The 12,457-nt window shown below is 29.7% G+C and carries 13 protein-coding genes; 8 read left to right on the top strand and 5 right to left on the bottom strand.

Annotated elements, in window-relative coordinates; genetic code table 11:
• Positions 1-17 precede the first annotated feature (17 nt).
• The gene (locus tag SAR11G3_RS01325) at positions 18-1,370 is read left to right on the top strand and encodes a glutamate--cysteine ligase (RefSeq protein ID WP_013694928.1); all 1,353 of its coding nucleotides are present in this window, start codon (positions 18-20) and stop codon (positions 1,368-1,370) included.
• Positions 1,354-2,334: a glutathione synthase gene (gene gshB / locus SAR11G3_RS01320; RefSeq protein WP_041862300.1), complete on the top strand. Its 981-nt coding sequence runs from the start codon at positions 1,354-1,356 to the stop codon at positions 2,332-2,334. The genes SAR11G3_RS01325 and gshB overlap by 17 nt, the downstream gene beginning before the upstream one ends.
• Here gshB and SAR11G3_RS01315 read toward each other — a convergent pair.
• On the bottom strand, positions 2,314-4,383 hold the full coding sequence (locus SAR11G3_RS01315) for a S9 family peptidase (protein WP_013694926.1): 2,070 nt from the start codon (positions 4,381-4,383) through the stop codon (positions 2,314-2,316). The genes gshB and SAR11G3_RS01315 overlap by 21 nt on opposite strands.
• A gap of 2 nt (positions 4,384-4,385) precedes the next feature.
• Between SAR11G3_RS01315 and SAR11G3_RS06950 the strand changes: the two genes are divergently transcribed.
• Together SAR11G3_RS06950 and SAR11G3_RS01305 are read left to right on the top strand one after the other, a co-directional pair.
• Positions 4,386-4,880, top strand: coding sequence for a DnaJ domain-containing protein (locus tag SAR11G3_RS06950; protein ID WP_013694925.1), 495 nt, complete (start codon positions 4,386-4,388; stop codon positions 4,878-4,880).
• 111 nt (positions 4,881-4,991) lie between these two features.
• Positions 4,992-5,801, top strand: coding sequence for a hypothetical protein (locus tag SAR11G3_RS01305; RefSeq protein ID WP_013694924.1), 810 nt, complete (start codon positions 4,992-4,994; stop codon positions 5,799-5,801).
• Here SAR11G3_RS01305 and SAR11G3_RS01300 read toward each other — a convergent pair.
• Complete coding sequence (locus SAR11G3_RS01300; protein ID WP_013694923.1) at positions 5,794-6,693, bottom strand: glycosyltransferase family 9 protein; 900 nt, start codon at positions 6,691-6,693, stop codon at positions 5,794-5,796. The genes SAR11G3_RS01305 and SAR11G3_RS01300 overlap by 8 nt on opposite strands.
• A 103-nt stretch (positions 6,694-6,796) precedes the next feature.
• On the opposite strand from SAR11G3_RS01300, the gene SAR11G3_RS01295 reads away from it, so the two are divergent.
• The 3 genes from SAR11G3_RS01295 to SAR11G3_RS01285 are packed head-to-tail and all read left to right on the top strand — an operon-like array spanning position 6,797 to position 9,734.
• Positions 6,797-7,558 carry an HpcH/HpaI aldolase family protein gene (locus SAR11G3_RS01295; protein ID WP_013694922.1) on the top strand — a complete coding sequence of 254 codons (762 nt, stop codon included), beginning with the start codon at positions 6,797-6,799 and terminating at the stop codon, positions 7,556-7,558.
• 8 nt (positions 7,559-7,566) lie between these two features.
• Positions 7,567-8,184, top strand: coding sequence for a DsbA family oxidoreductase (locus SAR11G3_RS01290; protein ID WP_013694921.1), 618 nt, complete (start codon positions 7,567-7,569; stop codon positions 8,182-8,184).
• Positions 8,181-9,734, top strand: a complete 1,554-nt coding sequence (locus SAR11G3_RS01285) for a hypothetical protein (protein WP_013694920.1) — start codon at positions 8,181-8,183, stop codon at positions 9,732-9,734. The genes SAR11G3_RS01290 and SAR11G3_RS01285 overlap by 4 nt, the downstream gene beginning before the upstream one ends.
• Here the strand turns inward: SAR11G3_RS01285 and SAR11G3_RS01280 are convergent.
• A complete protein-coding gene (locus tag SAR11G3_RS01280; RefSeq protein ID WP_013694919.1) occupies positions 9,731-10,507 on the bottom strand; it encodes a fumarylacetoacetate hydrolase in 777 nt (258 codons plus the stop codon). The genes SAR11G3_RS01285 and SAR11G3_RS01280 overlap by 4 nt on opposite strands.
• 26 nt (positions 10,508-10,533) lie before the next feature.
• Positions 10,534-10,983, bottom strand: coding sequence for a manganese-binding transcriptional regulator MntR (mntR, locus tag SAR11G3_RS01275; RefSeq protein ID WP_041862299.1), 450 nt, complete (start codon positions 10,981-10,983; stop codon positions 10,534-10,536).
• A 100-nt stretch (positions 10,984-11,083) separates the two neighbouring features.
• Between mntR and SAR11G3_RS01270 the strand changes: the two genes are divergently transcribed.
• The gene (locus tag SAR11G3_RS01270) at positions 11,084-12,220 is read left to right on the top strand and encodes a putative manganese transporter (protein ID WP_013694917.1); all 1,137 of its coding nucleotides are present in this window, start codon (positions 11,084-11,086) and stop codon (positions 12,218-12,220) included.
• Here the strand turns inward: SAR11G3_RS01270 and SAR11G3_RS01265 are convergent.
• Positions 12,213-12,398, bottom strand: a complete 186-nt coding sequence (locus SAR11G3_RS01265) for a DUF4170 domain-containing protein (RefSeq protein ID WP_013694916.1) — start codon at positions 12,396-12,398, stop codon at positions 12,213-12,215. The two genes, SAR11G3_RS01270 and SAR11G3_RS01265, sit on opposite strands and share 8 nt — an antisense overlap.
• Between the last annotated feature and the right edge of the window lie 59 nt (positions 12,399-12,457).

Below are 12,457 nucleotides of genomic sequence, written 5' to 3'. Positions count from 1 at the left end.
ATACAGTATAATTAAATATGCAAATAGACACAAATTCGCTCATTGTTGACAAGGAGCAGTTAATTAATTTTTTTAAAGATGGCTCCAAAGCCTCTGGTTTAAAAATAGGAACCGAGCATGAAAAATTTTTATTTAATATAAAAACTAAAAAGCCTATTGGATATCAGGGACCGCAAAGTATAGAAAAAATATTTGAATTATTAGAACAAAATGGCTGGATTCCTATTCACGATGAGAAAAGTGTTGTCGGTTTAAAAAAAAATAACAAAAGCATAACATTAGAGCCGGGACTACAAATAGAACTTTCTGGAGAGCCGCTTGATAACGTCCATGAGACCTGCAAAGAAGTAAATGAATACCTAGATGAAATGGTGGAGGTTTGTAAAAAGCTCAATATTGGTCTGGTAGGAAATGGTTTTAATCCCAATGCTACTTTTAATGAAATATCTAAATTACCAAAAAAACGTTACGATATTATGCGTAACTACATGCCAACAAGAGGTACACATGGGCTTGATATGATGCATCGTACTTGTGGAACTCAAATTAATTTAGATTATAAAAATGAAGAGGATTACAAAATAAAAACAAGAGTTGCTACCTGCTTAATTCCTATCGCACTCTCTATCTTTTCCAACTCTCCTTTTACGGAATCGAAATTAAACAATTACTTATCCTACCGCTCCTTTATTTGGCAAAATACAGATTCGGACAGATCAGGACTAATTGATTTTTTTATGAGCGATGAAAACAGTTTTGAAAAATATGTAGATTTTGCTTTGGATGTTCCTATGTATTTTGTCACAAGAAATAACAAAATATTAGATGCGAGCGGTGAAAGCTTCAGAAATTTTTTAACAGGTGATTTAAAGAAAATACCAAATATTAAGCCAGACCTCAAAGATTGGGAAGCTCATATTTCCACTATTTTTCATGAAATTCGTATAAAAACATATATGGAGATTAGGTCTGCAGATTCATGTTCTTGGTCGGGACTTTGTTCTATACCTGCCTTTTGGACCGGGCTTCTCTATGACGAAGAGTCACTAAATCACGCTCATGATTTAACCAAAGACTGGAAATTTGAGGAGGTAAACAATGCTTATTTAGAAGCAGCTAAAAACGGTCTGAATACCAATATGCGAAACGAACCCATTTTTGAGCATGCTAATAAATTTATTGAAATATCTAAGCAAGGGCTGGTTAGAAGGGGAATTAAAAACAGGTCCAATAAAGATGAATCTATTTTTTTAAACGAAATACAGGAAATGATTAAATCAAGAAAAACACCTGCCACCATGCTAATAGAGAAATATAACTCTAGCTGGAAAGAAAATATAAACATTTTATTTGATGAAGAAGCTTTTTAATATTGCCATACAAATGGATCCTTGGAGCACAATTAATCCCAAGGGAGACAGCACTTATAGCCTAGCATTAGAAGCTCAAAAAAGAGGACATAAATTATTTTGTTATTCCCCCAATAATCTTTCCTTAGAAAACAATAAAGTGAACGCTAAAGGTAATTTTTTTACTTTAAGCTCAAATAAAACTAAATTTTTTAGTTTAAAAAAAATAAAAAAAATGAACTTAAATTTAATGGACGTTGTTTTAGTTAGGCAGGACCCTCCATTTAATATGAATTATATTACAGCAACTTATTTATTAGAAAAGCTATCAGACAAAGTATTAGTTATTAACAATCCAAAACATATCCGCGACTATCCTGAAAAGCTATCCATGTTTGACTTTGACAAAATTATACCTCCCACTTTAGTTTCGGGTGATCTTCAGGAAATTTTGCAATTTAATAAAAAAAATAAAATTTCAATTATAAAACCACTTTATGGAAATGGAGGAGAGGGTATTGAAAAAATTGATTCAAACAAAGCTAGAAACAAAAAATTAGTAAATAATTTGCTAAAGAAATATAAATTGCCCATTATTGTTCAAAAATTTATTAAAGAAATAAGCTTAGGAGACAGAAGGATTATTTTGATTGATGGTGAATATGTAGGATCCGTTGCTCGCATACCAGCTAAGAATAGTATTAAAGCTAATTTTCATGCGGGTGGTTCAGCCAAAAAAACTAATTTAGTATTTCGTGACAAAAAAATATGCAATTTACTTAAACCTTTTTTGAAAAAGAAAGGTCTGTTTTTTGTAGGGATCGATACAATCGGAAATTATTTAACTGAAATTAATGTAACTTCGCCCACAGGAATTCAGGAGATTAATCAGCTCAACAATATTAAGATCGAAGAACTATTTTGGGATAAGATAGAAAAAAAATTAAAAAAAATAATTAAATTATTATTGAGAAGTTATTTTTAAGCAAAAGATATAATCCAAAGCAATTTCATTTAAATAATCGTACCTACCACTAGCTCCACTATGACCTGCATCCATATTCATTTTAAGGAGTAATAGGTTGTTATCTTTTTTGTAATCTCTAATTTTAGCAGTCCATTTAGTCATTTCCCAATAAGTAACCCTAGGATCGGTTACACCACCGGTGATTAACATATGGGGATACTCTTGTTTTTTTACATTATCATAAGGTGAGTAGCTTCTTATATATTTAAAGGCTTCTTTGTTATTTTTTAAGTCCCCCCATTCTGGAATTTCAGTAACAGTTAAAGGTAAATCCTCATCTAGCATGGTGTTGCAAATATCTACAAAGGGTACTTGTGCAACAATTCCTAAAAAAAGATCAGGCCTTTCATTGGCTATATAACCCATTAGTAATCCTCCCGCAGAACCACCTTGGGCAATAATTTTTTTTGGAGCAGTATATTTTTTTTTGCAAAGCGATTCCGCACAAGCAATAAAATCTAAAAAAGTGTTTTTTTTCTTAAGCAACTTTCCTTCTTCATACCATTCTTGGCCTTTCTCTCTTCCACCTCTTACGTGGGCTATTGCGTATATAAAACCTCTATCAATCAAAGAAAATCTACTGTTAGAAAAAGAATCTGGAATTGTAATTCCATAACTTCCATATCCATAAAGTAGCAAAGGGTTGGATCCATCTAACTTCAAATCTTTTTTATAAAAAACGGTGATGGGAACCTCAGCTCCATCATGAGATTCGCAGAAAAATCTTTCACAAGTATACAAATTAGAATCAAATCCTGATGGTATTTCTTGAGTTTTTTTTAAAACTTTCTCTTTGGTTTTGCAGTTATAATCAAAAATAGATTTTGGCGTAATAGGTGATGAAAAAGAGAATCTTATCCAGTCAGTATCAAACTCATATTGATCCGAAAGATCAAGCTCATAAGCTTTTTCATCAAAATGGATAGTATGTTCTTCGTCATCATCTAAATTTCGAATAACAATTTGATTTAAGCCATCAAAACGCTGAAGGTATATAATCCACTTTTTAAGAATTAAAAAATCTAAAATTAAAATATTTTTTTTGTATAAAATAAACTCTTTCCAATTTTCCTTGGAAAAACAAGTCTCTTCACAAACCATGATTTTAAAATTTTTACACTCATTGTAATTGGTTAAAATGTAAAAATGACCTTCACGATGATCTATTTCATATTCTTCTTTTTTAACTCTTTTAGAAAATAATTTAATAGAAGCATTTATTTGAGATAGATCTTTGGTATAGTATTCACTGGTTTGATGATCTGCAGTTCTAATGAGTAAATATTTTTTACTTTGGGAAATAGACACAGAACAAAAAAAAGCAGAATCTTTTTCTTCAAAAATTAAGATATCTTTTTTATAATTTTCACCAATTTTATGTTGAAAAATTTTATTAGGTCTTTGATTATTATCTAGCCCAATATAATAAATGAATTGATTGTTCGTATCCCAAACAATCTCCCCTGTAGTATCTGGTATGTCTTTAGTAATAATTTTTCCTTCTACAAGATCTTCTACAGAAAGTAGGTAATTTTCACTTCCGTTTTTATCAATATTGTAGGCAATATATCGATGGTCATGGCTATGACTAATAGAGGCTATATTAAAAAATTTTTGACCAATGGATCTTTTTTGAGCATCAAAAATGACGTCAGTTTTACCAAGGTTTGATCTTTTGTAACATGGGTACTCAGATCCTTCGGCATATTCCATAAAGTAAGAAAAATTTCCGTCTTTAATAGGAACAGACGAATCCTTGTCTTTAATTCTTCCTTTTAGTTCTTTAAAAATTGTTTGTTTGAGAGTTATTTGGTCTTCTAGTTGACTGTCAGTGAATTTATTTTCTTCATTTAAATAATTTAGCACTTCAGAATTTAAAACCTGAGGTTTTTGCAAAACTTCTTGCCAATTATCTTGTTTAATCCAAGCATAATCATCGTTTAATTCGTCGCTATGAATTTTAATGACTTTTGTTTCCTTGCGAAGTTTGGGTGTGGTATTCTTCATTTATGAATTTTTTATTTTTAGGTATTGTTATTTTTTTAACTGTATACGGCTTTTTATGGTTGATGGCCAATGTTGAGTCCAAAGCATTTTCTACTTTTTTTAGATTTTCCACCATTGGTATATCGATCTTAGCTATTATTGTTTTGTTTTTTGTGGGAAGGTATTTGCTATCACTCCCGTTTTTTGCCTTAATACTTGGAGCTTTAAAAAAAAAAGTGTTTAATGTTTTTAATATTGTTTACTTATTTAAACTTTTATCTTCTGCAAAAAAGCAAGGCCCATCTTTTTATCAAAAGTCACAAGGAAGTAATTCTTCTGGCATTAGTAAAGAGGAAGCCTTTCAGGTTTTGGGAGTCAAGCCAGGTTGCAATAAGGATGATATCATTAAAGCACATAAAGATTTGATACAAAGTTTACACCCAGACAAAAGTGGTAATCATTATTTAGCTAGTAAAATAAACAACGCAAGAGATATCTTATTAAAAGAATATAGTTAGCATGAGCTTTATAATAGAAACATTTAATTATTTTTTTATCAAAAACAAACTTATAGGGTTTATAATCTTAGTAACATCTGTTTTTTTAATATACGTATTGAGCTCATTAATATGAAAAAATTTCTTATATATTTATCAATATTAATTTTCGCCATACTCATTTTTCTTAAATTTTTTTTTGATCCCATAGCAAAATCAATAATCTCAGAAAGATTATCAGTTGATACCGGCAGAGAAGTTTCTCTAGGAAAAATAAATACTAATTTTTTGAAAGGCTCTATTCAAATAAAAAATATTCAAATAAAAAATAGTCCAATATTTTCTCGAGAAAATTTGGCAACTATTTCATCTATAGAAGGTAAACTAAAATTAGATATGCTTACCTCTGGCATAATAAATTTTAGTAAAATATCGTTTGAAAATATAAATTTAAATTACGATGTCATTGTCCAAAATGGAAAAATCGTGGACAGTTTTTATTTACTGGAAGGTTTTTTAAATAAGAGTCCCAATAAGAATTCTATCGTTGAAAAATCAAAACCCACGAAGCAAATTTTATCTGGTAATAATGAGTTAAACAAAAATAGAAAAAGTATTGATTTTGTAATTGATAGATTAATTATACCAAAAATAAACATCTCTGTATTAGCAAAAGATTTAAAATTTAAAAAAAATATTATTTTAGATAAAATGATTTTTACGAATGTGGGAAATACTAAAAATTCAAATCATTTCAAGGATGTGATTTCTGCGATTACTACCAATATCGCTGTTAAGATTAATAACGAAGTAATTGTAGGAAATATCAAGCAGCAGTTTGAAAAAAAAATAAATAAGCTGTTAGGGAGTGAAAAGTTAAAATCTATATTAGGCAAAGATTCAGAGAAAGTAATTCAGAATTTAAAAAAATTCTTTAAATAATTTCTTTGACTTTTTCTAATGCGTCTTCAGGATATATTTTGTTCATACCCATTGTTCCATGACCAACAAGCTTTATACCTCGTGGCGTGATGGGAATAATTTTGTTTGAGTAATCACTATAATTTGCGGGAGTATCACCAAAGAGACCGTAGGATGAAATGCCAAGCCCTGCACATAAATGCATAAAGCCAGTGTCATTTCCTATGTAAATTTTAGACCCATCTATCAAATTAATAGATTCTTTTATGCTTTTTTCACAAAGTGAGATGATTTTAATATCTGAGAATTTTTTTTTTAATTGAGCTGCCACTGTTTGCTCATCGATTCCACCAGCTATTAAAAAAGTGTATTTTTTTATTTTAGTTATTTCTTCAATTAGTTTTGCAAAATAATCAGTAGACCATTTTTTTGTAGGACCACTTCCCCCAACTCCAAGAATAATAGTATCATTGTTACTAGGCATTATATTTTTTCTATATATCTTGTAAGAAAAATTTAAGTTTTGATTGTCTAGCCACTTTGCACACGATGCTTTTGATCTTTCTACAATATTTTCATTTTTTTTTATCCATCCATAAAAATATACATTTTTAACACCTGCTAATTTACAGATTAGTGGATATCTAATACCATAATGAAAAATATAGACTTTTTCATATAAATTTTTTTTTATAAATTTAATAAGATTTAAGTTAGATTTTTGAAAATTTTCTAGAAAAAAAATATTTTTTATATAAGGATCATGTTCTAATGTTTCTTTAGCGCATGTTCTTTCCTTAGTTAATAAATCAACTTTAGAATTAACATTGTGCAAACAGATCTCATGAATTGCAGGTAAAAATACGCACAAATCTCCTATGCCAGGACGAGTTTGAATTATTAGAGTTTTCATTTCTTATTAATATAACTCATGCCTTCGGTAAATAAATTACTTATTTTCTATAAAGTATTTTAAATATTTGCTATTAAATCAAGCATCAAGACATTTACATTTTATGGAAATTAGAAAAAATATTTTTAAACAAAAAATTTTAAAATTTGAAAAACAGATTGGTATATGGAGCTGTTTATCTAGTAATACAGTTTCAGAAATCTTATCGATAGTAGGTTTTGATTGGATAGTTGTAGATATGGAGCATTCTCCTAACGATATACAAGAAGTACTTTCCCAACTTCAAATTATACAAGGTTTTTCTTCTGAACCAATTGTTCGTGTTCCTTGGAATGAACCAGTAATGGTAAAAAGAGTTTTAGACATGGGAGCACAGACTATTTTATTTCCATACATCGAAGATGAAAAAGAAGCCATCGCAGCCGTACAAGCTACAAAGTATCCACCTAAAGGAATAAGAGGTGTGATGTCAGCAGCTAGAATGAATAAATATGGAACTGTCACTGACTACTATGCGAAAGCAGACAATGAAATTTGTGTTTTGGTTCAATGTGAAACCAAAAAGGCAATTAAGAATATTTCTAAAATTGCAGAGGTTGAAGGAATAGATGGAATCTTTCTTGGGCCAAGTGATCTCTCAGCATCAATTGGTAAAATAGGTCAATTTGAAGACGATGAGGTCCAGTCACTCATTATGGAGGGGTTGGAGCATTGTAAAAAAAGTAAAAAGCCAGCCGGTATTTTAACTGCCAAAAAAGACTATGCCAAAAAGTACGTGTCGGATGGATTCACATACGTGGCCATTAATAGTGATACAAATTTAATTGCAAGAAGCGCGGAAAATTTATTAAAAGAGTTTAAATAAATTTTTTAATGAAAATTCAAATTTTTATAGATACGGTATGTGGTTGGTGTTTTATTGGCAGCCAAAGGTTAATTTCATCCATTCAAGAACTAAATAAAGATTTTGAGATTATCTATGTTCCTTTTCAATTGAATCCAGATATGCCCAAGCAGGGAATGAATAGGATAGAATATGTGCAAAAAAAGTTTGGAAGTTTAGAAGATGCAAAGCCTATGTACGATAATATGGTCCTAGAAGCCCAAAAAGAAAATCTACAGTTCAAGCTAAGCCGCATTACAAAGACTCCCAATACAGTAGCTTCCCACATATTGATTGACCTTGCTAGAAAAGAAAAAGTTCAAAAAGAAGTTGTTTATAGTATTTTTTCAGATTATTTTGAAAAAGGAATTGATATTGGCGACGAGAACAATTTGGTAAAAGTTGGAGTAAAACATGGTATTGATGAAGACATCTTAAAAAAAGAGTTACGATCTTCAGAGAACATAAACAAAGTAAGCAAGATGGATGGAATTGGAAGAAAAATGGGGATTACCGGGGTGCCATTTTATATATTTAACGAAAAAATTCTTCTATCAGGAGCTCAGCGACCAGAAGCAATACTAAAAGCAATTGAAGAGGCCCAGTGAAAACAAAACTAAAATCCAAAACTAAAACAAAGAAGAAAACTCTTCCTAAAAAGAAGAAGATTAAAGTTTCTAAACTTAAAAAAACAAAACCAATTCGTTCTAAAAAGAATACTAAATCAGTAAAAACTAAAACAAAGAAGAAAACTCTTCCTAAAAAGAAGAAGATTAAAGTTTCTAAACTAAAAAAAACAAAACCAATTCGTTCTAAAAAGAATACTAAATCAGTAAAAACTAAAACAAAGAAGAAAACTCTTCCTAAAAAGAAGAAGATTAAAGTTTCTAAACTAAAAAAAACAAAACCAATTCGTTCTAAAAAGAATACTAAATCAGTAAAAACTAAAACAAAGAAGAAAACTCTTCCTAAAAAGAAGAAGATTAAAGTTTCTAAACTTAAAAAAACAAAACCAATTCGTTCTAAAAAGAATACTAAATCAGTAAAAACTAAAACAAAGAAGAAAACTCTTCCTAAAAAGAATAAACTATCATCTACAAGTAAATTACAAAAAAAACTCCTTCCTATTGTAGAAAAAATTAAGTTATCGATTTTTGGCCTTTTTGGCTTGAAAGATTTTGTTGCCAAAAAAGTTAATGAGATCGAAGATTATTTGGAAAAAAGAAAAGCTAAGAAAAAAAAAGAACGAGGAATTGCCAAAATCAAAGAAAGAAAAGAACAAGAGAAACAAAAGATCTTAGAGAAAAAAATAAAAATAAGAAATATTTTTTTAGAAAAAAAGAGGAAAATTAAAGAAAAAAAAGAATTACAAAAAATAAAAGCTAGAGAAAAAAGAGAAAAAGAAATTTTACGAACTAAAGATAGAAAAGAAAAAGAAAAAATTAAGCTAGCCGCTCAAAAATTAAAGCTCAAGGAGCTTCGTGACAAAGAAAAACAAAAAATATTAGAAGAAAAGATTGCTATTAGAGATAGGATTAAAGAAGAAAAATTAAAAGAACGCCTTCTCAAAGAAGAGTTAAAAGAAATTAAAAGAGAAGAAAAAAACAAAATTCAAGTTTTAAGAGATTCCTTAAAAGCTTTAGATCCTAGGTTGGCTAAGATTAGAGAGCAATTTCAGGTAATTAAGGCAAGGAAGAGAGAAGAAAAACTTAAAGAAGCTGAAGTTAGAAAAGAGGCTAGAGAAGAGGCAAGAAAAATACTCGAAGCTCAAAAAGCAGAGGAACTATTAAAACAAAAAGTTGTTAGCAAATTAGAGCGTTATTCAAGAAATATGAAGTCAATTGTTTTTCAAATTAACAAAAGATATTTGACTTTAAGAAGAACCCCTTTGCGATTTGTAGATCATATCGCTGAAAATGGAGAATGTTTTATAAAAAATGAAGATGCTGTGAATGAAGATGAATATTTAATTTTACTATTTATTGAAGGAGAAAATGCCAAAGAAAGATTAAGAAAAAAAATTACCTTAGAAGATAAGACAGATCTTGCTGAAACTAAGTTATTTAAGCCCAAAAATGTTTTTGAAGCATCAGATTATATGATTGATAGATTGGCTAGAATGTTTGAAAAAGAACGCCAGTTAAAAAAAGCTAGTTAATTTTTAATTTTAGTTTTCACCGAACCTAGAGATTTAATCTCTCCCTTAAACAATCCTGTTTTTTGAATGGGAACAACCCCCACTGTGGACCCGGTAAAAACTAAAAAATCTTTCTTTAAATCGATTTTATTTTTTTTAATTTTGTTTAAAAGCCAAATTAATGATTTTAATGGGCTATCGTAAACAGCCTTCGTATTTCCATTTGCTACCTGGCCACTTTTTTTATTATAAAGACTAGTAGCTAAGTTATTAAATTTTAGTTTTTTAAATTTTTGTTTTCTACCTATGATAAATTTAACATTTGCACCAAAGTCACTAATTAAATCTCCCAAATAAGTTAATCCTTTCTTTTTTTGTCTATAGCCTACCACCTCAATACAAGGACCCATATGACTTACAACAGAAGATACATTTTTTTCAGTAATTTTTTTTGAGTTTGAAAAAAAACTTTTCTTCACTTGGTAAAAAACTTCTAGTTCAATACCCAAAGTGTATTTGTTAATTTTTACAGATCCATTGCTTTTTAATAAATTTTTTTTATAAATTGCTGCGTAGAAGGGCTCTTTCTCTCCAAGTTTTTTAAGCATAGGCTTTCCGGTACCACCAGCTTTAAAACCTATAATTGGAGATGTAATTAATTTTTCACACTCTGTCCTAAATTTATTTGCTTCACTGGATTTTTTTGTAAATTTAACAGGAAGCGGAGCAATCAAGGTGCCATTGTTGAAAGCACTGGCAATTTTTTTAGCGTATCTGGTTGATTCTAAGGACATATTTTTTAAAAATTATATTGTTTTTTTTAAATAGCAACCATTTGATTAAATCTTATTTTTTTTTCTATAATTTTTTTCATTAACACAAGTGTTTCATGACTTACATGATGTTCCATACCTTCAGAATCTTGTTCTGCAATTTTTTTTGAAACACCTATTTTTATTAAAAAATTATAAACAATCTCATGTCTTTTTTTGCTTACCTTCGCTAAGTTTAAGCCAGAGTTTGTTAAGAAAATGGATCTATAAGGCTGGCTTTTAACTAAATTATTTGAATTTAATCTTTTTAAGTTTTTGGTTACCGTCGCTTGAGAAACACCAAAATATTTTGATAGGTCAGAATTTCTTGTTTCCCCATTTTTCGTTGTTATTTCAAGTATTGCTTCCACATAATCTTCCAGCATCTCTGTACTATTCTGCCTTCTGCTTTCTTGGAAATAGTTGGTAGCACTATATCTAGTAGATTTTTTAACCATTGGTAACAATATATTACACAATACAAATATAAGCTAGTATTGACTAATTTAGATTATGCTATACATTTTAGCCATGTCTAACTTTTTAAATAAATACTAAATGGTTGAATTGGCTCTAAAAGTAGTAAGGTATCTACCAAATTTTAGATTAGCTAAACTGGCTTTATTCTTAGTACTAATGTTTTTGGCCTTAAATCCAAATACTCGAGATTGGGTTATAGAATCATCTAGCGATGCTTTTATAGCCGTCACTTCTTTTGTTGCAGCAACTATTTATGTTTTCTATTATTTTGAGGTTAAGAAATACAATTTACAATCTTTCATAACTAAAAACAAAAAATTCGAAATATTAATTGCTTCATTTTTGGGTGTAATACCTGGTTGTGGTGGCGCTATAATGGTAATGACACTTTATGTCAGAGGAGTTGTTTCATTTAGTTCTGTAATTGCAACACTAGTCAGTACGATGGGTGATGCTGCATTTTTATTAATAGCCTCGAATCCAAAAGCAGCCTTGATTATTCTTCCTGTTACTTTTGTTACAGGAATATTATCAGGATACACAGCTTTATTATTTGAAGATAAGATCTCCCCAAATTTAAGCTCATCTCATAAAGATATTGAATTTGGAGAATTTCCAGAAAATAAAATTCCAATTTTTTTTTATAAATCTTGGTTATGGTTAATTCCTCCTGCTGTAATTTTAGGGCTAGTCAATGCTTTTGGAAAATCTACAAGCTTAATTCTCTTTAACATTGATTTGGTTTTAGTTTTCAGTTGTTGTGGTGCTTTATTTTGCTTTTTAATGTGGCTATGCAACCCGCTTTCGGACATACAGATGGCAGTTACTTCTCACAAAGAAAAAAGTTCAAAAAAAGTTGTAGATATGACATGTTTTATAACCGTCTGGGTTATAGTTGCTTTTATTTCTTTTGAAATAATTAATGGATTTACTGGGGGAAAAATTTTTGAAAAGCTAGAAATTTTGGGCCCCTTCGTTCCTTTGATTGCAATACTAATTGGTTTTATACCAGGATGTGGACCTCAAATTATGATTACTACAATGTATTTGGGTGGTCACATACCAATAGCTGCACAAATTGGAAACTCAATCTCTAATGATGGTGACGCCTTATTTCCGGCATTAGCAATTGCACCTAAAGCAGCAATTCTTGCAACCCTATACAGTGCAATTCCAGCAGTGATAGTTGCTTATGTTTGGTACTATTTTATTTAAGCCTCACCCAAGCTCGGTGGTAAAAATTATCTATATTTTTCTGTATTAGATGTTTTGCCATATTATCAGCCTCTTCTTTATTTTCAAAAGGGCCATAAATATTTTCTGTTCCCTTATCTAGAGTAGCAAAGTCATTTGGGTCTTTATGATCTCCTTCTATAACAATAAACTGATTCATATTATTTCTTTAATTTTTTTTTGTTTTTTTCGATAATTTTGGTTTTTTGTTAAGGCTTC

Origin of the sequence: Candidatus Pelagibacter sp. IMCC9063, assembly GCF_000195085.1 — a bacterium.
Lineage (GTDB): Bacteria > Pseudomonadota > Alphaproteobacteria > Pelagibacterales > Pelagibacteraceae > IMCC9063.
The sequence above is the reverse complement of the archived record's forward strand: the minus strand, read 5'-3'. Positions and strand labels throughout refer to the sequence as shown.

Excerpts from the sequence above, each read along its gene's own strand:
- SAR11G3_RS01325 (WP_013694928.1), top strand. The coding sequence starts at position 18 with ATGCAAATAGACACAAATTCGCTCATTGTTGACAAGGAGCAGTTAATT.
- gshB (WP_041862300.1), top strand. The coding sequence starts at position 1,354 with ATGAAGAAGCTTTTTAATATTGCCATACAAATGGATCCTTGGAGCACA.
- SAR11G3_RS01315 (WP_013694926.1), bottom strand. The coding sequence starts at position 4,383 with ATGAAGAATACCACACCCAAACTTCGCAAGGAAACAAAAGTCATTAAA.
- SAR11G3_RS06950 (WP_013694925.1), top strand. The coding sequence starts at position 4,386 with ATGAATTTTTTATTTTTAGGTATTGTTATTTTTTTAACTGTATACGGC.
- SAR11G3_RS01305 (WP_013694924.1), top strand. The coding sequence starts at position 4,992 with ATGAAAAAATTTCTTATATATTTATCAATATTAATTTTCGCCATACTC.
- SAR11G3_RS01300 (WP_013694923.1), bottom strand. The coding sequence starts at position 6,693 with ATGAAAACTCTAATAATTCAAACTCGTCCTGGCATAGGAGATTTGTGC.
- SAR11G3_RS01295 (WP_013694922.1), top strand. The coding sequence starts at position 6,797 with ATGGAAATTAGAAAAAATATTTTTAAACAAAAAATTTTAAAATTTGAA.
- SAR11G3_RS01290 (WP_013694921.1), top strand. The coding sequence starts at position 7,567 with ATGAAAATTCAAATTTTTATAGATACGGTATGTGGTTGGTGTTTTATT.
- SAR11G3_RS01280 (WP_013694919.1), bottom strand. The coding sequence starts at position 10,507 with ATGTCCTTAGAATCAACCAGATACGCTAAAAAAATTGCCAGTGCTTTC.
- mntR (WP_041862299.1), bottom strand. The coding sequence starts at position 10,983 with ATGGTTAAAAAATCTACTAGATATAGTGCTACCAACTATTTCCAAGAA.
- SAR11G3_RS01270 (WP_013694917.1), top strand. The coding sequence starts at position 11,084 with ATGGTTGAATTGGCTCTAAAAGTAGTAAGGTATCTACCAAATTTTAGA.
- SAR11G3_RS01265 (WP_013694916.1), bottom strand. The coding sequence starts at position 12,398 with ATGAATCAGTTTATTGTTATAGAAGGAGATCATAAAGACCCAAATGAC.